Here is a 16,313-nt window from a genome sequence, read left to right as displayed (position 1 = left end):
CCCTTCAGACGAACTTGTTCTCGATGGCGCCGAGCCGGTCGATTTCCACGCGCACCACGTCGCCCGCGCGCAGGTAGCGCGGTGGGCTCATGCCCATGCCTACGCCGGCAGGCGTGCCAGTGGCGATGACGTCTCCGGGGTAGAGCGTGATGCCGCGCGAGATGGTCTCGATCAACGTGGGGATGTCGAAGATCATGTTTTCGGTCGGACCGTCCTGGCGCATCTCGCCGTTGACCCAGCAACGTACGCGCGTCTTGGTACCGTCGAACTCGTCCGCGGTGACGATCCACGGTCCCATGGGGCAAAAGGTGTCGAAAGACTTGCCCATGTCCCATTGCCCATGGCGCATCTGCACATCGCGGGCGGTCACGTCGTTGACGACCGTATAGCCAAACACATGCGACATCGCAGCGGCGCGCGTGATGTTCTTGCCTCCCTTTCCGATCACGACGGCCAGTTCGGCTTCGTAGTCGATCTGCACGGACACCTTGGAAGGCACGAGCACGTCGTCATGCGGGCCCACGACGCACTCGGGTACCTTGGTGAAGACAATGGGCCACTCGTCGGTCTTGGCTGCGTTGTCCTTGAACACCGAGGCAGACAGCTCCTTGGCGTGCGCGTGGTAGTTTCGGCCCACACACCAGAGATTGCGGCGCGGTTTGGGCAGCGGCGCATCCAGCACCACGTCGGCCAGATTGACCGGAGGACCGGACGCCTCCGGGAGCGAGCCGCCCTCGGCCAGGGATTCGATCAGCGTCAGCACGCCACGATCGGCTTGGGCCTGGGTGAGCTGCAGTGGGGTAACGGTCTTCCCATCTGCGGAAACGAGGCCGACCTTTCGGTGGCCCTCGCTTGTAAAGGTCGCGATTCGCATGAAGGTTTGCTCCTGTGTATTAGCGATGCGCCAACTTTAGAAATTGCGAGCCGAGCGCGCTTATCGAGCGATCCGGCGGCGTATCAAATCGTCTGGTGTGGTCCTAAGGACTTACCCGAGGCGCTATGCCGGTCAGGGGTGCGGGGAGGAACAATCGCATCAACCCACCTCGATGAAGCATGCAGATGCAGGAAGCCTATGCACTCCACGAAGGCGCGTTCGGCACGGCAATCGTCCTGGAGGCGAGCGCCAATCTGGTGTCGCATGCACATTCGGAAACGCAGCTCGCCCTTTGGCTGGGCGGCGCGCGTGCCTGCGCGCACGTCGGTATGGAAATCGTGCACTACAGCGAAAGCGTGGCGCTAGGCGTCAACGCGTTTGAGGCGCACGACATGGTGCGCCTGGACGACACCGGTTCGAGCCTGTTCATTGTCTTCATGATCAAGAAAGACTGGCTCGATGAGCTTGGTCAGGCGAAGGACCGCAGCTTCCGGTTTCCGTCACCGCGCGTTCCCATCGGGGACGCGTTGCGCCGTTCGTGTTGGCGCGTACTGGACCTGATGATCTCCGCTGGCAGCGGACGCAAGCAGATCGACAAGGAAGTAGAGCGCTTGCTGGAGGCGGCCATTGCGGCCTCTACGATCGGCGTCGATGCCCCCGCTGTGGGTGGCGGCATTGGCGTTACCCTGGACCATCGCCTTCGCGCAGCTATTGCCCATATGCGTGCGCATGTGTCTGAAAAAACGACCATCGATGAAATTGCCGCCAAGGTTGGGCTGTCGCGCGCCCATTTCTTCGCGCTGTTCCGTGACCAGCTGCACACGACGCCGCAGGTGTTCTGGAGTGGGGTGAGAGTCGAGGAGGCGATGCGGCGCGTCAGTGAAGGTGGCGAACTCACAGACGTGGCACTCGATCTGGGGTTTTCAGCCCCCGGCAATTTCTCGCGCTTCTTCAAGGAGCACACCGGGATTTCACCCTCGATTTTCAAGCGAGCCACACGTGCACCTTCGCCAGTCACCGTCACGGGAATACCGCGGGAAGGCCAGTCGTCTTAGGTACTCAGAAGAACTCCAGAACTGTCTGCGGCTTGATCAAAGAACAAGCTACCCATGGCGGAGACTTGCCAAACACCAAGCGGCACTAACATCGGGTATGTGCTCGAGCGACTGCTTTCGCGACCGAACCGGGCATTGCCCGTGGCAACACGAGCGGCAACTCGTGGCCGATTGCGCCCCTCGCCTTAAGTCAAACGTAGTCGCGAAAGCTGATGCCTAATCCAGTGACAGCAGGCGCTGCTTGGACGCTGCATTCAGGACAGCTCCAGTCCGGACCGGGCATGCTGAGGCTCCCTCAACTCGATGTGAGACCGTCATGGCAGCCGAAAACTCTGCAACCTACCGAGTGCCCTGGAACAAGGGCAAGATCGTCGGCGCAGAAGGCGCCTTTCAAGCTCAAAGACATTTGGGCGCTGCGGGTGTCAACTGGAGGGCCGAGTGCGCGAGCTCGCTCTCTTTAACCTGGGTCTAGACAGCAATTCAGCGGGCCGCGCCGACGGACTGCAACCAGTCTGAACCCGAAGTTCGGGAGGCAGGAGCTTTCGACCTCAGGTCTGACTTCACTTCCCTTGCAGGTAGATAGCCCAGTCCTCCATTAGCCGCTTGCGCTTTTCCACCATGTCGCTGCGGGCATACGCACGTACGGTTTGGTCTCCGACGACGTGTGCCAGCGCAAACTCCAACATCTCGTCCGGGTACTGAGTCGCCTCCATACCCCAGGTGCGGAAGGTGGCGCGGAATCCATGCATCGTGTACTCCAGACCCATGCGGCGCATGAGCTGGGTGAACACCATGTCGCTGTAGGGTTTGCCCTTGGGGTTGAGAAACACCAAACCATTTGATGCCTGGTGATCTTCGATGCCCTGCAGCTTGCGCGTCTCGAGTAGAACTTCGCGAGCGCGCGGTGACAACGGTACCCGGTGTTCGCGACCGGCTTTCATTCGCTCGCCGGGCACCGTCCAGGTTGAGAGATTTGCGTCGAATTCGGACCACCGAGCACCACGAGCTTCCCCGCTGCGGGCCCCTGTGAGCACGATGAACTCGAATGCTAGCTTGACCGTCGGTGTGGCGGTGCCGGTTTTGATCTTGGACAACAGAGCTGCAACATCAGCATGTGGACATGAGGCGTGGTGCTCGACCTTCCGCGCGCGATCATTTGCACCGAGTGCCAGCTTCAACTGCTCCCAGAATTCTTGATCGAGGCCAGTGCAGTAGTCCTTGGCAGCGCCGTAGTTGAGGACAGTGCGAATCCGCTGAAATACGCGGCTCGCTGTTTCTGCCTTCTTCTTCCAGATGGGCAACAGCGCCTTCTGAATCTCGGCTTTTCCCACTGCGCCAACCGGAAGATTGCCGCACACCGGAAAAACGTATGTTGTTAGGGTGTTGATCCACTGGTCGCCGTGCTTGGCATTCTTCCAGTTGTCTGCGTGGGCCTTGTGGTACTCGCGAGCACATGCCTCGAAGGTCACGCTGGTTTGTGCCGCTTTAACCTCCGCGGCCTGTCGCTGCCCGAGGACGGCTGAGCGATGGTTAATGGGGTCGATGCCCTGGTTTATTAGCTCACGTTGCTGCTGCGCCAGTTCGCGAGCACGGGCCAATCCCACGTCATACACGGAGCCAAGTCCCATCTCCCGCGATTTGCCGTTTAGGCTGTACCGCAGCAACCATGACCGGCCGCCCTTGGGCGCTATCTGAAGGTACAGGCCACGGCCATCGAGATAGTAGCCCGGCGGCTTGTTTTTGCTTTTTACGGCGGCATCGGTCAACAGGTTGTGGCGCATACAAAAGTGGTATAGCCAGAATCCGCATCCGAACTGGCTGTACCCCCAATATTACCCCCTTTTTATACTGCGCTGCCCTGGTTTTTGCTGCATTTTGCTGCACGATGGCTATCGGCTAAGTGGCTGTTTTTAAACAGTTTTTGTACCCTGTTGGTTGCCCTTGCACAGCCCTGCAGTTAGAATGCGGGGCCACACTCTCCGCCAGAATCAATCTGAGCAACTTTCAAAAAGTCCCGCGCAGTTCATGTGACGGGACTTTTTCATTGGGAGATGCATCCGTTTTGGTCTAGCGGGAGCTGTCGCAGACTGCCACTAGCCAAGCGCCAAACATGGCATCAATCATGGTATTTTCTAGCCGATACCATGACCCTCACTGTTGAGGAAGGTCTGATCAAGAGCACGTTTCTTGCATGAAGGCCTGAACCCTGCACAGGAGCACGAGCGGTGAGCCAGATCAGTTTTGCGGATACGGAGCAAGCGGGCAAGAGGAAGAAGACGAGGCGCGAAGTCTTCCTTGCCGAGATGGAGCTGGTGGTGCCGTGGAAGGCGCTGCTCAAGGTCATCGAGCCCCACTATCCAGTGGCAGGCCGAGGCCGTCGGCCCTACCCGCTGCAAGCCATGCTGCGCGTGCACCTGATGCAGAACTGGTTCGCCCTGAGCGACCCGGCGATGGAAGAAGCCCTGTATGAGATCGCCTCGCTGCGCACGTTCGCCGGACTCGGTCTGGAGACGATGCCCGACGAGACGACCATCCTGAACTTCCGCCACCTGCTGGAGGCCAACGATCCGGCCGAGGACATCTTCAAGCAGGTCAACGCCCACCTGACCAGGAAGGGGCTGCTGCTGAAGCGCGGCTCCATCGTGGACGCAACCATCATCGCCGCGCCCAGTTCCACCAAGAACAGCACGGGCGAGCGAGACCCCGAGATGCACCAGACGAAGAAGGGCAACCAATGGCACTTCGGCATGAAGGCGCATATCGCGGTGGATGCCGAGTCGGGACTGGTGCATACCGTGACGGCGACGGCCGCCAACGAAGCGGACGTGGAACAGGTGACTGACTTGCTGCACGGCAAGGAAGAGCAGGTGTGGGCCGACTTGGGCTATCGGGGCGCGCAGGCGCGGGTGACGCGCGATGTGCAGTGGCACATTGCGGGCCGGCCCGGTGACATGGCGAAGATGCCAGAGGGCCGGGTGCGTCCGCACGCGGCCTGAGGGGCGCTACAGGAGCCCTCAAACACATCGAATGCCAGTGCAACGGGCCTGCGAGCGCAGCTGCACAACACCCAGGCTTGTCATCAAATCAATTTACGACTTGATCGACGTTCCTTAATGGGCCCTAAGCGAAGTCACGGTACAACGCGTTCCGTGTCGGTCAGAAATTTCTCGCGTCGTGTGCGCTTCTTCTTCATCGCTTGCTCGGCGGGGCAAAGCTGCGTTGGTTCATCTCGATGGTGCTGTGATTTGCGGTACCTTCGCACATGCACATGCACATGCACATGCACATGCACGGGCCGTGCCCGCCGCGATCTATTGATCAGCATTTCTTTGGACTTCCATGCCCATGCTCGACGCAACGTCTACCGCCGTCACCCTGCTGTTGCTGGACGACCACCCTCTATACCGGACCGGTTTCGCTTTCGGCTTGCGCGCGCTGCGACCCGAGGTTCGGGTTCTGTGCGCCGGCACCCTGGACGAGGCCTTGGCACTCGCCGACGCGCAGCAGGTGCAGGGCGTGCTGATCGACATGCATCTCGGTGACCCGCAGGCTGGAGGTCTGGCCGCATTGGACGCCTTTGCCGGTCGTCACCCTCGCGTCGCGCGCATCGTCATCACGGGCGATACGCGGCCGCATCTGCCGCAGACCTGCCGCCAGCACGGCGCCCACGGCTTCCTGCGCAAGAGCGAGGATGCCCGGTCGATGTGGACGGCCATCGACGCGGCGCTCGATGGCCAGGCCCGCTGGCCGGCGCCGGAGGTGTCGGTGCAGGCGCAGGTGGCGCGGTCGGTGCGCCTCACGCCACGCCAGGCCCAGGTGTTGCAGCACCTGAGCGAAGGCATGAGCAACAAGGCCATCGCCGCCACGATCGGGCTGACCGAGCGGGCCATCAAGATGCACATGACCAACATGCTGCAGCTCAGTGGCGCGGCCAACCGCGTCGAGCTATTGCGTGTGGCGCGCGAGGTGGGATGGCTGGCCGGGTGAAGCAAAAGGCCGGCTCCGTTCGACGGAAAGAACCGCGCGAAGGGAGCCGGACCGAGGCACCTTTGAAAGGACGGGCGCGGCCCGGGCTGCGCGTTTTTTTATTTGGGCGTGTATGTCATGTTCACGGATTCGTTGGTCGCCAGCAGCGCTCCCTTGCTGTCACGCGTCTCGCCCTTGAGGACTTGGCCGCGATAGGGACCTTCGGCCGCCATCCAACTGATCGCGGTGCCTTGATCGGTCGTGGTTCCGCCGCTTGTCAAGTACATATGGGCGCTCACCTTGCAGGCGACAAAGGTGCCGAGCGCGGTCTGTACGCTCTCCTGGCCCAGGTAGGTGACCTCGTCCTTCATGGTGCCCTGGTCGACCACCGATGTGCCGCTCGAACCCGTGATCGTCATCTTCGTGTCCCAGGTGCGGACCATCGCCTGGCCCTGGGGCATGTCCATCGGCCAGGCCGGTGGCGGATCGTAGACGCCGGTGTTGGTTTGCGTGGCCGTCTTGGCCTCGAAGCCATATTGGATGACGTTGCCACCCGCAAGATCGGTGTACGTCGTGGACACGTCGCCGTTCGGCAGCGGGGTAATCCAGGGGACGGGGTTGGTACCGGCGAAGGATTGACGTGCGCCGGTCGTGCGCACGGTGGTCTCGGAGGTCGTGGTCTGGCCGGAGGCCAGGGTGACGCGAATCTGCTGCGACAGCGTGGTGCCTTCATGCCAGTCGGCCTCGTTGACGCATGCCGCGTAGCCAGATGCAGCAGGCGTGGGTGTTGGTGCCGGCGAAGGCGCTGGCGCCGGGCTCGGCGAGGGTGAAGGATCGGGTGGGGCCGCGGGCGACGGTGCAGGTGTCGGCAGGCCGCCAATCAGGGGCATGCCGCCACCCCCACCCCCGCCCCCACCGCCGCAGGCCGCGAGCGCCGCAGTGGCCAGGAGAGTGACAAGGTGCTTGTATCGTTGGGGCTGGGACATGGTTCCTCCACTTCAATGCTGTCCGGGATCGGTGTGTTGTCCGGACGGCAGGCGTCCGGCGAACGGATCTGCAAGTTAGCCAATGGCAGTGGATCGCACCATGTACCAAAGTACATGCGCTCGAAGTTGGAGACGAAGCGGTGCGGCATATTGCACGCACAGCGGGGTGAGGTTGCGGCGAAATGAATGTGGCCGTGCCCTAGGCGTGCATCCACGCCCGCAACGCGCGGTGCAACGCGTCGGGCTCCACCGGCTTGTGCAGCACGAGGCAGCCGAAGTCGTCGGCCTCGCCGATCTCCGGCGCCGACAGATCGGCACTGATGAGCAGGCAACCCGCGTCGGGGCAACGGGCTGCGAGAGACTGCAGCAGTTGCCAGCCGTTGTCGCCGCCGCGCAGACGCAGGTCGCAGACCAGTGCCTGCGGCCTGAAGCCCTCGTCCAGGTGGCGGTGCGCCATGTCGACGCCGTCGGCGAACCGCGCGGTCGTTCCCCATGCCTCGAACAGCATGCGCCAGGCGCGCACGACGTGGGGTTCGTCTTCGACGACCAGGCAATGCCCGGGCAGGTGGCGCGCTTCGGCCGGGGCACGCTGAGGTGGTCGTGCCGGCGCGGCAGGCGCCTCCGCCAACGGTAGCTGCAGCCAGAAGCATGAGCCGCGGCCGGGCCTCGAGCGCACGCCATACATGGCCCCCATCAGCATGGCGCTGCGCGCCACCACGGCCAGCCCCAGCCCGTGGGCAGCGCCCTGGCCGGGCGCTGCGGTGGCGGGCCCGCGTTCGAACGGCGCAAAGAGGCTGGCCTGCTCCGGGGCGGCGATGCCGACGCCCGTGTCCCACACCTGCAGTTGCAGCGCCGTCCCTCTTCTGCGCGCGGCGACCAGTACACCGCCCCGGGGCGTGTATCGGATGGCGTTCTGCACCAGGTTGAAGAATGCCTGGCGCAGCAGCGCCGGATCGGTGCGCACATGGAGCGTTTCACGGCGCGGCGCGCGCAGGCGCAGAGCGAGCCCGTTCGCGCGAGCCGGTGCCGAGAACAGCACCGGGACATCGGCCATCAGCGCGTCGACGGACAGTGTCTGTGGCTGCGCCGTGTGGTGGCCGGATTCCGCGCGGGCCAGATCGAGCAGCGACTCGAGCATGAAATGGATGCTCTGTCCGCATTGCTCCAGGTGTTCGAGCAGAGGGATCAGATGAGCGTCCTGTCCGTGTAGCTGCAGGCCGGCTTCCACGGCCATGCGCATCGCGTGGACCGGCTGGCGGAGGTCGTGGCTGGCGGCATTGAGGAAGTGGTTCTTTTCCAGCAAGGCCTGAGCGGCCCTTTCGCTCATCTCCCGGTAGCCCTCTTCCAGCGCGAGCTGCCGCTCGATGAAACGTCGATTCTGCCGCGCATGTCGCACGGTGACGCCCAAGAACAGCAGGAGCGCGGCGACCATAAACGGCCAGTCTTGCGGAAAGATCCAATAGGCACCGGCCAGGGCCACGGCCATCACGCTGCCGGAAAAGCACAGAAACATGGCGGGCAGCAAGCTCAGGTACATCGCGCCCGAAGAGGTGACCGCGCACAGCGACGCGTACAGCACCAGATGGAACAGCGGTAGGCGCTCGTGCAACGTGATGGGCACCGGTGCCGCCCAGCCCAGTCCAACCAGCACGGCCAGCAGCATCAGCCCGGCGCGCCAACGCCGATCGGCCTTGTCGGTGCTGGGCGGATCGACGCGCAGGTGGTGCAGCACGAGCAGCATCGCGCCCGCCAGCAACCACATCAGGGGAACCCACGCATCCATGAGCGGCGCGCCGCTGTAATGCCTATGCAGCCACCACAGCAGGGTCGGCAGGGTCAGCATCGCGAGCACCGATATCGGCGCATGGCTGGCTGCGTCCGCCAGGAGGCGACGCTGCCGTCGGGTGGCCGGGAGCAAGGATGGGGACGTCATGGGCAGAGACCTGTTTCCGAGACGACGTCATTTTCCACAAGCGCACCGGGGCTTTCGCCTTCTGCGCGGTAGCTGCCAGCAAGAACTCGCCTCGGGCGCTGCTGAGGCTCCATAGCCGTACGGCGGTCGAGCTTCATGGCGGCGGCGTGGGCATGGGCTACTCGCAGCACTCGGGCGTGGTGATTGTGTGCGACGGCTCCGACGCGGCCGCCAAGCGCATCGAGCGCGTGCTGTTCAACGACCCGGCCACCGGCGTGATGCGCCACGCCGACGCGGGCTACGACATCGCGGTCGCCACCGCGAAGAAGCAGGGGCTCAAGCTGCCGATGATTTGCAGAACGCCTTGATCGTGAATCTGTGCGCAGTAAGGAATCGCGCTGCATCAATACGCTGATTGTGTACATGAGCTAGCCCCATGAATGACAAGACACGGTCTATCGCCTATCTTTAAAGATAGGAGCAAAACAGTGAGTGCGACTGGGTATACAGATACCGTCGAAGTGATCCCTTGCAGAGAAACTGGCATGAGCGTGCATCGAACACCGCGTCGCGCGCGCTTTGCTCCACGATGCGGCCGTGCTCCATCACGATCACGCGGCCGCCGATCTGCTCGACGGCCGCGAGGTCATGCTGATGAAGAGGCAAGCCAAGTCGCGGTGCGCCTGCAGGTTCTGGAACAGGCGCAGCATGCTCGGAGCGAGCGAGGCGAATGGGTCCTGGTACTTTGCGGCACGAAGCGTGTCAAATCTCACGATCCACCTGAGTCGCCAACTGCGTTCTGTATGTCCCCGCACAGTCCTTGGCGTTCTTGATCTCAGACTGCGCTCTCGTTGGGAATTGTCCCGCGAGGATTGCCTGTCGAAATGAAACCCAAGGAGATCTAACAATGAAGACTCGACACGCTATGTATCGCATCCTGGTTGCCACCGCCATGGCCTTCGCAATTGCTCCTACGATGGCGCAAGGGGTGGCACCAGCGGCAAAGACAGATATGCCTCCTATTTCTGGCAACGTACAGTTGCCAGCTGGACAACAAAATCAGACTGGCGGTCCCATGGGCGAAACCGGTACGACGCTGCAATCCGGAACACCTGCCGCACGCGCGCAACCACCTGTTCGCGCGGTTGCCCCGGCAGCCGCACCGGCTCGTGTCGTGACGGCAGCGCCGGCCCCTGAGCCCGCACCCGCACCGCGTGTACGCCGCGCTCGCGCCGATCGAGGCTGATCACCTGCAGTCCTCAAACGCGGTCGCCACGTCCGCATAGGCGGCTGCGCATTTTTCTCTTTTCGTTGCTGACTCATCCAGTCGACCTAGCGTTCTCGCCAGACGGTTCCGGCTGCCTATGAAAAATTCGCTGCTCCTGTCCTTCGTCCTGGCTTGTGCTGCGAGCTTCGCTCAAATAGCCGATGCTGGGGAGCCCGCTGGAGGCGTTGCGGTGCCGGTCGAGGTTCGGCGGCTGGCTCGAGCGGCAATCGATGCACGCGATAGCCAGGGTCTTCCTTTTGCGATTGTTGATAAGAAGAGAGCACGCGTTTTCATCTATGGCGTTGAGGGAGGTCTGCGAGGCGCTTCGCCGGTGTTGCTGGGACTCGCGCATGGCGATGAATCGGTGCCGGGGATCGGGGAGCGAAAGATGTCTGAAATACGGCCTGAAGAGCGCACCACACCGGCCGGGCGTTTCGTCTCGGAACCCGGGGTCAACTTGCAGGGCGAAGACGTCGTTTGGGTCGACTACGACGCAGCAGTGTCCATGCATCGAGTGCGGACAAGCAACAAGGCCGAGCGGCGATTGGAGCGACTTGCATCGACGAACGCAGAAGATCACCGTATCTCCTATGGATGCATCAATGTTCCAGCGCTTTTCTACGACACGCATGTGAAGCCGCTGTTTGGCAATGCGCATGGTGTGATTTACGTTTTGCCAGAGCGAAGGCCGATGCGCGAGTACTTCAAGTTCCTGCCGGATGGCGATAGATGACGCGTCGACCCCGGAGCCTGCCTGGCCGCGCTCAACGATCATCTCTCCAGGTCGAGCAACGCGCGCAGTTCCTTTCGGGCGGCGGCGAAATCGCGTTGATACGCGGGATTCTGCTGAATCAGGACGGCGATCATCGTCGCCAGGCGACGACCCGCTTCGGTATCGCTAGGGTAGTGAACGCCACCGAGGACGCGGTTTTCGCCGAACTCGCTGGCACGCTCAAAGATTCGCGTACGCTTTTCCGGAACCATGTCGGCCAGCACAATCCCGGCGAGGTAGGCAAAGGTCGAGTGACCACTCGGGTAGGAGCCGCTGGAAGAATACCGTGCCACCGGTTGAATGCGCTGATCGAACAGCGGAGGCCGCGTGCGCTGCCATTTTTCCTTTCCCTGCTTGTTGAGACTGCTTTCGGTTCTGTACAGGGTCTCGAACAGCTGGGCGGTCCGCGGCAGGTCTTCCTTCCTGAACCGCTCGCCCATCACATCGGAAAACCGAAAAATACTTTGTTCTAGGTCGGCGATGGATCGTTCCGCCTGCGCCGGCGTGCGCAGCTGCTGCAGCACGAGCATCTGCTCAATTTCGCGTCGAGTGAACGTTTCATCGGGAGGTGGTGCCAGGAAGCGCGTGGTGTCTATCTGCGCTGGATCGAGGTAGGTTTCGTCCTTGACCGGCGAGGCGACGGTCTTCTCGTAGACCCGCGGCACGCCGGCCGGCGGCGGCACTTGCGTCGTGCAGCCGGTGAACAAGAAGGCGACAAGGGATAGCCAGCAAAGCTTGCGGGTGATGATGCGCATTGAGTATCTCCGTTCGTTGTGCGGAGCGACCGCGGATCGGGCGTCCGGCATGGGCAGGACGATCGGGTTCACGGTGCGCGCCCGGTGTGATAGCCCTCGTCAACCGTGGTTGGGGCGGCAGGCGACGCAAAAATAGCAGAGCAGGTGGCATCCTTCCAATCACGTCTTCTGATGACGGCCATAAGGCCATCGCGCTCGGTGCGCTCGGGTCGAGATCAAAGACGCATTGGGGGCGCGAATCCGAGACGAAAAGCTAGGCCGCGAATTGCCGGCACCGAGCCAATTCGATTCCGAGCGTGATGTCGGTACCGACAGCCTGGCGCGATGCGCCGCGATGATGCGGCTCGTCCACCAGCACGGCGTGATCGCCTATTCGCACCCGGTAGCGGATGGCCCTGCCCAGGAATTCGACGTTCTCCACCGTGCCTGCGAGCCATGTGTAGCGGGCGTCGTGCACGTCGTCCTGATGGCCGACTTTCACGGCATGCGGGCGGAAGCCGATGGAGAGCCGCGAGGTGGCGGGTGTGTCCGATCGCAGCGGCACGCGCAGTTCGCCGACACCTTCAACGTCGAGCAGCAGCACGCCACCTTGCCGCGAGCGCACCGAGCCGATGAACAGGTTCCATTGACCAACGGCACGGGCAACGGTCGTGTTGGCCGGGTAGTCGTACAGGCTGGTGGGGCTGCCGACCTGCTGGACGGCGCCGTTGTCCAGCACGGCAATTCGATCTGCCGAGCCGAGTGCCTCTTCCTGATCGTGCGTGACGAGCACGGTCGTGATGCCAAGGTGTTGCTGCAAAGTGCGCAGCTGTTGCCGCAGTCCCAGTCTCAGCGTCTTGTCCACGTTGGAGAACGGTTCGTCCAACAACAGCAGTCGGGGCTCGGCGGCAAGGGCCCGTGCCCATGCGACACGTTGCTGCTGCCCCCCCGAAAGCTGGTTCGGTTCACGATCTCCTTGGCCTTGCAGGCCGATGGCACTCAGCCACCGGGAGACCGCGATGCGAACGATGGGCGGTTCGACCCGGCGTTCAATCAGGCCGAAGGCGATGTTCTCTGCCACGGACATATGAGGCCAGAGGGCGTGATTCTGGAACACCATGGCGACCTGCCGGGCCCAGGCGGGCTCCTCGGACACGTCGCGGCCGTCCAGAAGCACGCGGCCCAGGTCAGGCGCCTCGAGCCCGGCGATGACCCGCATCAACGTCGATTTTCCCGAGCCCGACGGCCCCAGCAAGGCAAAGAATTCACCCGGTGCGATGTCGAGGCTGACGTCGTTCAATGCCTTTGCCGGGCCGTGAGAGAAGTGAATGTGACGACATTCCACGCGTACCTTCTTCATGAAGATGTCATTTGGCATGAAAGAGTGGTCCGACGGCGAGTGAAGGGCGGTGCGGTTTCGAGGGCCGATGGTGAAGCGGGAAAGAGGGGAGTATGCAAGGCAATGACGGCAAGGGGCCAGATGGTGGCGACCTGTCGCAGCCACTTGCACGGGCAAACCCGAGTGAGGCTCCCGGCAATGCCTCGAATCAAAAACTGTGATTGGAATGCGTTCCGCCTCGGCCATAAGCTCGGGCCCACTATCACCAAGACAACGGAGACTTCCATGCGCATTGACTTTCGGCCCTTGCTGACGCTGGCCGCCCTCGCTGGTTGCGCAGCGCTGCACGCCGGCACCGTGTCGGTCGTGACATCGTTTCCCAAGGAGCTGACACAAGCGTACAAGACGGCGTTCGAGAAAGCCAACCCCTCGATCAAGCTTGAAATCCTGAACAAGAGCACCACCGCAGGCGTCGCCTATGTCCGCGAAATGCCGGCAGGACAGCGCCCCGACGTCTTCTGGGCTTCGGCACCCGATGCCTTCGAGGTCCTGGTCAACGGGAAACTGCTGGAGCCCATTGCGGCGCTGGCGAATCCGTCCGTCCCCAAGACCGTGGGCAGCTACCCCCTCAACGAGGCCTCGGGGATGTACCTCGGCCAGGCGCTCGGCGGGTACGGACTGATGTGGAACACGCGGTACCTGTCGGCCAACAAGCTTCCTGCGCCCGCGGAATGGAGCGACCTCACCAAACCAATCTATTTCAGCCACGTGGCGCTGAGCTCGCCCTCGCGTTCCGGCACGACTCACCTGACCGTGGAGACAATTCTTCAGGGAGAGGGGTGGGACAAGGGATGGTCGGAACTGCTTCAGATCACGGGCAACAGCGCGGCCATCACGGAGCGCAGTTTCGGCGTTCCCGACGGTGTCAACAACGGGCAGTTCGGCATCGGCATGGTGATCGATTTCTTCGGCCTCGCAGGCAAGTACTCGGGCTTTCCGGTGGAGTTCGCCTACCCGAGCGTCACGGCCATGGTGCCAGCCAACATTGCATTGATCGCCGGTGCCAAAAACGCCGAGGAAGCCAGGAAGTTCATTGCGTTCTCGCTGTCGAAGGAAGGGCAACAACTGCTCGTTGCTCCGCAGATCTCCCGTCTTCCGGTGTTGCCACCCGAGCAACTGAAAATGCCAGCCGGCTTTCCGAACGCCTATGAGGTTGCCAGGCGCACCAAGGTCAAATTCGACGCGGATCTCTCCGCCACGCGCTACAACGTCGTCTCGTCTCTCTTCGACCAGACCATCACCTTTCGGCACAAGGAGCTGAAGGCCGCGACCAAGGCCATTCATGGGGCCGAGGCGGCGCTGGCCCGCAAACCTCATGCGGAGGCGGCCGCGCTGATCAAGAGGGCTCGCAGCCTCGCGTTCACGCCGTTGGTGAGTGCGTCGATGGTTGCCGACAAGGCCTTCTTGACGATGTTTGCGGCCAACAAGAAGGATGCCGAGGCGAACAAGCGGATCACCGGCCTCGAGGGCGACTGGAGCGGCAAGGCGCTGGAAAACTACAACCAGGCGCGGAGCCTGGCCGAGCAGGCCGAGGCCCTCCTCAAGTAACCACAATGTCGTGCAGCGCGGCAATGCCGGGCTGCCATGGAGATCTTCATGCTCGGTCTTTTCCCATCGGATGTGCGGTCAGGCGCGTGGTGCGCCGCAGGTCTGGTTGCCGTCTTCCTGTTGCTGTTCCTCGTCATGCCCGTGGCATGGGTGTTCTACACCGCGTTCGTGAATGCAGACGGGAGTCCGACGATCGGGCACTTCGTCGCATTCTTTTCCCAGCCGCTGATGCAGGAGGCGTTCTTCAACAGCCTCTATGTGGCGGTGATGTCGACCGTGTTCGCTTCGCTGATCGCGGTGCCGCTGGCCTATTTCACGGTTCGCTTCCAGTTCCGCGGCGCCGCCCTGATCCAGACGCTCGGCGTCCTCCCGCTGATCATGCCGCCCTTTGTCGGTGCGGTGGCGCTGCAACTGATCTTCGGGCGCTCGGGCAGCATCAACCTGCTGCTCAACGAGTACCTCGGATTCTCGATTCCTCTGATGGATGGGCTGAGCGGCGTGATCTTCGTCGAGTCCATCCACTACTTTCCCTTCGTGCTGATGAACCTCACGCTCGCGCTGCGCAACATAGACGGGGCGATGGAGGAGGCTGCAATGAACCTCGGCTGCCGCGGCTGGCGTCTCTTCTGGCGCGTTATTTTCCCGCTGGCGCTGCCGGGGTTCGTGGCGGGGGCGTCGCTGGTGTTCGTCAAGGTCTTCGACGACCTGGGCACACCGTTGGTGCTGGGCACGACCAACATGCTCGCCCCGCAGGCCTACCTGCGCATCACCCAGGTGGGGCTGGAAGATCCGCTAGGCTACGTGACCAGCGTGATCATGATCGCGTTTTCCATCGCCGCCATGTCGCTGTCTGCACGGATGCTCAAGGGCAAGGACTTCTCGACGATCCAGAAGGGTGGCGGGGCCATTCAGCGGCGCGTGCTGTCGCCCGCCGGATCGCTTCTGGCCTATGGGTGGATCGGACTGGTCATGCTGCTGGTTCTGTCGCCCCACATCGGCGTGCTGCTGCTATCGTTCGGGAACGTGTGGAGCTTCTCTCCCTTGCCGGACGCCTACACCCTCGCGCACTATGCGACGGTATTCCAGGATGCCGGCAGCATGATTGGCAACACGATGCTGTACTGCGGGCTCGCCGCCGGCCTCGACGTGGTGCTCGGCACGACCATCGCCTACCTGCTGCTGCGCACGCGGCTGCCGGTACGCCATTGGCTGGACGTGATAGCAACGGCGTCGCTGGCTGTCCCCGGCCTGGTCCTTGCCATCGGCTATCTGCGCTTTTTCAAGGGTGTGTTGGTCCCTGGTACGGAGGTGCTTCTCACCAGCACCTGGGTCATGATCATGCTGGCTTACGCCGTGCGACGCCTGCCGTATGCGCTGCGGTCGTGCGTGGCGGCATTGCAGCAGATTCACGTCTCGCTCGAGGAGGCTGCCGAAAGCGTGGGGGCGACCAAGGCACGAACCATCCGGCGCGTCGTGGTGCCGTTGATGGCGGGAGGGATTCTGGCGGGCTTCGTCACCAGTTTCATCACGGCTGCCGTCGAGCTGTCTGCCACCATCATGCTGACCACCAGCCAGTCGCAGGCACCGATGAGCTATGGCATCTACCTGTACATGCAGAGTGTCGCGGGCCGCGGCCCCGGGGCGGCTCTGGGCGTGCTGGCCATCGTCGTTGTCGCGCTGGGTACCTACATATCGCACGTTGTCGTCGAGCGAACCAGCAGCCGGTTCGTCGCGAGACCTGTGGAAGAGGAAGCACCGCTGCCGTTCGGGGCGGTTCCCGCGAAGATCTGAGGAGACATC

12 protein-coding genes and 3 pseudogenes are annotated in these 16,313 nt (G+C 62.7%); 7 read left to right on the top strand and 8 right to left on the bottom strand.

Annotation, left to right across the window (positions count from 1 at the left end; all coding sequences use genetic code 11):
- Positions 1-4: 4 nt before the first annotated feature.
- Positions 5-874 (bottom strand): fumarylacetoacetate hydrolase family protein, encoded by an 870-nt coding sequence (locus ACEN9N_RS18620; RefSeq protein WP_495654223.1) that lies wholly within the window; start codon positions 872-874, stop codon positions 5-7.
- Positions 875-1,059: 185 nt separating this feature from the next.
- Here ACEN9N_RS18620 and ACEN9N_RS18615 point away from each other — a divergent pair, with 185 nt between their 5' ends.
- Entirely contained in the window at positions 1,060-1,929 is an 870-nt protein-coding gene (locus ACEN9N_RS18615) for a helix-turn-helix domain-containing protein (protein ID WP_495656400.1), read from the top strand.
- A gap of 560 nt (positions 1,930-2,489) precedes the next feature.
- On the opposite strand, the gene ACEN9N_RS18610 is transcribed toward ACEN9N_RS18615, so the two are convergent.
- Positions 2,490-3,710, bottom strand: coding sequence for a tyrosine-type recombinase/integrase (locus tag ACEN9N_RS18610; protein ID WP_495654222.1), 1,221 nt, complete (start codon positions 3,708-3,710; stop codon positions 2,490-2,492).
- Between the two features lie 444 nt (positions 3,711-4,154).
- On the opposite strand from ACEN9N_RS18610, the pseudogene ACEN9N_RS18605 reads away from it, so the two are divergent.
- Positions 4,155-4,892 (top strand): annotated as a pseudogene (locus ACEN9N_RS18605) (IS5 family transposase); the annotation flags it as partial.
- A gap of 170 nt (positions 4,893-5,062) precedes the next feature.
- On the opposite strand, the pseudogene ACEN9N_RS18600 reads toward ACEN9N_RS18605, so the two are convergent.
- Positions 5,063-5,157, bottom strand: a pseudogene (locus tag ACEN9N_RS18600) (IS5/IS1182 family transposase); the annotation flags it as partial.
- Positions 5,158-5,268: 111 nt separating this feature from the next.
- Between ACEN9N_RS18600 and ACEN9N_RS18595 the strand changes: the two are divergent.
- A complete protein-coding gene (locus tag ACEN9N_RS18595; RefSeq protein ID WP_007835757.1) occupies positions 5,269-5,916 on the top strand; it encodes a response regulator transcription factor in 648 nt (215 codons plus the stop codon).
- A gap of 98 nt (positions 5,917-6,014) precedes the next feature.
- Here the strand turns inward: ACEN9N_RS18595 and ACEN9N_RS18590 are convergent, their stop codons facing one another.
- Together ACEN9N_RS18590 and ACEN9N_RS18585 are read right to left on the bottom strand one after the other, a co-directional pair.
- Positions 6,015-6,881 carry a DUF3108 domain-containing protein gene (locus tag ACEN9N_RS18590; protein WP_495654221.1) on the bottom strand — a complete coding sequence of 289 codons (867 nt, stop codon included), beginning with the start codon at positions 6,879-6,881 and terminating at the stop codon, positions 6,015-6,017.
- 199 nt (positions 6,882-7,080) lie between these two features.
- Positions 7,081-8,724: a hybrid sensor histidine kinase/response regulator gene (locus tag ACEN9N_RS18585; protein ID WP_495654220.1), complete on the bottom strand. Its 1,644-nt coding sequence runs from the start codon at positions 8,722-8,724 to the stop codon at positions 7,081-7,083.
- Positions 8,725-8,948: 224 nt separating this feature from the next.
- On the opposite strand from ACEN9N_RS18585, the pseudogene ACEN9N_RS18580 reads away from it, so the two are divergent.
- Positions 8,949-9,161: pseudogene (locus ACEN9N_RS18580) on the top strand (urocanate hydratase); the annotation flags it as partial.
- Positions 9,162-9,404: 243 nt separating this feature from the next.
- Here the strand turns inward: ACEN9N_RS18580 and ACEN9N_RS18575 are convergent.
- Positions 9,405-9,566 carry a hypothetical protein gene (locus ACEN9N_RS18575; RefSeq protein WP_162130820.1) on the bottom strand — a complete coding sequence of 54 codons (162 nt, stop codon included), beginning with the start codon at positions 9,564-9,566 and terminating at the stop codon, positions 9,405-9,407.
- Between the two features lie 591 nt (positions 9,567-10,157).
- Between ACEN9N_RS18575 and ACEN9N_RS18570 the strand changes: the two genes are divergently transcribed.
- On the top strand, positions 10,158-10,793 hold the full coding sequence (locus ACEN9N_RS18570) for a L,D-transpeptidase (protein ID WP_237726120.1): 636 nt from the start codon (positions 10,158-10,160) through the stop codon (positions 10,791-10,793).
- Between the two features lie 38 nt (positions 10,794-10,831).
- Here ACEN9N_RS18570 and ACEN9N_RS18565 read toward each other — a convergent pair whose 3' ends face one another.
- Positions 10,832-11,587 (bottom strand): phosphatase PAP2 family protein, encoded by a 756-nt coding sequence (locus ACEN9N_RS18565; protein WP_007835751.1) that lies wholly within the window; start codon positions 11,585-11,587, stop codon positions 10,832-10,834.
- Between the two features lie 253 nt (positions 11,588-11,840).
- Positions 11,841-12,926, bottom strand: coding sequence for an ABC transporter ATP-binding protein (locus tag ACEN9N_RS18560; RefSeq protein ID WP_042673743.1), 1,086 nt, complete (start codon positions 12,924-12,926; stop codon positions 11,841-11,843).
- 264 nt (positions 12,927-13,190) lie between these two features.
- Between ACEN9N_RS18560 and ACEN9N_RS18555 the strand changes: the two genes are divergently transcribed.
- Positions 13,191-14,513: an ABC transporter substrate-binding protein gene (locus tag ACEN9N_RS18555; protein WP_413333492.1), complete on the top strand. Its 1,323-nt coding sequence runs from the start codon at positions 13,191-13,193 to the stop codon at positions 14,511-14,513.
- 48 nt (positions 14,514-14,561) lie between these two features.
- Complete coding sequence (locus ACEN9N_RS18550; RefSeq protein WP_007835748.1) at positions 14,562-16,304, top strand: ABC transporter permease; 1,743 nt, start codon at positions 14,562-14,564, stop codon at positions 16,302-16,304.
- Positions 16,305-16,313: the final 9 nt, after the last annotated feature.

Source organism: Variovorax sp. Varisp46 (genome assembly GCF_059491885.1).
Note: the sequence above shows the minus strand (reverse complement) of the source record. Positions and strands in the feature narration are given on the sequence as shown.

Coding starts and splice junctions, on each gene's coding strand:
- ACEN9N_RS18610 (WP_495654222.1), bottom strand. CDS start 3,710: ATGCGCCACAACCTGTTGACCGATGCCGCCGTAAAAAGCAAAAACAAG.
- ACEN9N_RS18590 (WP_495654221.1), bottom strand. CDS start 6,881: ATGTCCCAGCCCCAACGATACAAGCACCTTGTCACTCTCCTGGCCACT.
- ACEN9N_RS18570 (WP_237726120.1), top strand. CDS start 10,158: ATGAAAAATTCGCTGCTCCTGTCCTTCGTCCTGGCTTGTGCTGCGAGC.
- ACEN9N_RS18595 (WP_007835757.1), top strand. CDS start 5,269: ATGCCCATGCTCGACGCAACGTCTACCGCCGTCACCCTGCTGTTGCTG.
- ACEN9N_RS18555 (WP_413333492.1), top strand. CDS start 13,191: ATGCGCATTGACTTTCGGCCCTTGCTGACGCTGGCCGCCCTCGCTGGT.
- ACEN9N_RS18560 (WP_042673743.1), bottom strand. CDS start 12,926: ATGAAGAAGGTACGCGTGGAATGTCGTCACATTCACTTCTCTCACGGC.
- ACEN9N_RS18550 (WP_007835748.1), top strand. CDS start 14,562: ATGCTCGGTCTTTTCCCATCGGATGTGCGGTCAGGCGCGTGGTGCGCC.
- ACEN9N_RS18565 (WP_007835751.1), bottom strand. CDS start 11,587: ATGCGCATCATCACCCGCAAGCTTTGCTGGCTATCCCTTGTCGCCTTC.
- ACEN9N_RS18620 (WP_495654223.1), bottom strand. CDS start 874: ATGCGAATCGCGACCTTTACAAGCGAGGGCCACCGAAAGGTCGGCCTC.
- ACEN9N_RS18585 (WP_495654220.1), bottom strand. CDS start 8,724: ATGCTGACCCTGCCGACCCTGCTGTGGTGGCTGCATAGGCATTACAGC.
- ACEN9N_RS18615 (WP_495656400.1), top strand. CDS start 1,060: ATGCAGGAAGCCTATGCACTCCACGAAGGCGCGTTCGGCACGGCAATC.